This is a genomic window from Desulfogranum japonicum DSM 18378 (genome assembly GCF_000429945.1).
Classification (GTDB): Bacteria; Desulfobacterota; Desulfobulbia; order Desulfobulbales; family Desulfobulbaceae; genus Desulfogranum; species Desulfogranum japonicum.
In genome coordinates this window covers 1-1,177 of record NZ_AUCV01000129.1, presented here as the reverse complement: position 1 = coordinate 1,177, position 1,177 = coordinate 1, and the positions used below count along the sequence as shown (strand labels likewise).

General features: G+C 34.7%; 1 protein-coding gene. It reads left to right on the top strand.

Annotated elements, in window-relative coordinates:
- Positions 1-122 precede the first annotated feature (122 nt).
- Positions 123-566 (top strand): LIM domain-containing protein, encoded by a 444-nt coding sequence (locus tag G493_RS0122740; protein ID WP_028582198.1) that lies wholly within the window; start codon positions 123-125, stop codon positions 564-566.
- The last annotated feature ends 611 nt before the right edge of the window (positions 567-1,177 follow it).

Here is a 1,177-nt window from a genome sequence, read left to right as displayed (position 1 = left end):
CTGTTACAGGAATATACACTATTTTCTGCCGCATAGCGGCTTCGTCCAACAAACTGTTTAATGACAATAACATACTTGTTTGCAATAAATTTAACATCTATAGCTACTATAGTGGCTGAATAATGGAATTATTTCTTGAAAAATATGGAATCAGAATCGCCATTGCATGGGTAGTTATTGTCGCTCTTTCTTGGTTAATTGTCAGGAAAATAAGACCAGGATTATTAGGACTTGGAGTTGACTTTAATGATCAAAGAATTGATGGTGTAAAGCTTAGAAAATGTACAAAATGTAATAAGGGTAGGTTGAAGCCTGTTTTTTCAAAAGGACAGAAATTCACATTAGCTTTACCAGTAACTTTTTATAAATCACGCGAACATCCTGAAAAATTTATTTGTACCAACTGTAACTTTATAATAGATAGATCATCTTTTGACGATAAGGATCTACCATTTTCACTTGCATCGAAAATTTCGATAAGTACGCCAGCAAAATTAATCATAATATTTTTGTTAATATTTTTTTCATGCGCGATTATCATTCTTTTCTTCCTAGGAGAAATTTAATAGAAAAGGCAAAAAAAGGGGACAGAACTATTTTGTACCCGATCGAGTAAACCGGTAATCATCAAATTGGGTATCCCGGTATACGCCAAAGGGCCGATAATCCCTGTGGGAACCGGGTTCAACTCCCTGGTTCAAAACGACACCCAGCTTTTGCACTTCCGAGTAACTTGCAAATTTGCATGATATACAGATCCGATTGATAACTTATTAGCATTAAAACAAAAAATGAAAGCAATCAAATCGTCAAATAACATCTCGAAGGTTTTGTTCTTAATAATTTGTGCATCATTTTGTCTTGGGAATAATTTTCAAAATTCTAGCAATGAAAAAATTATAGAATCTGTAATCCTTTATGAGGACCACAAAGCTGCTAGTATAAATAAAAGAGTAAAAGAAAAATTAACGCATATAGCCATTTCATATGTTGGCGATGACAATAAAACCAACACAGATAATAGAATATATAAAACGACACTCCCAGTGCTGAATTTTCCTGAGCTAGAATGCGAGACCTATGCAGGGCAATCGCATGGGTAATGTCAGCCAAACAATACCTTAGCAAGATAATTATTGTCCCACCCAGCTTTCTGACGTTTGATTTGAGTGCCGAC

What these genes read in the sequence shown, in the direction of transcription:
- G493_RS0122740 (WP_028582198.1), top strand. Translation starts at nt 123, where the DNA reads ATGGAATTATTTCTTGAAAAATATGGAATCAGAATCGCCATTGCATGG.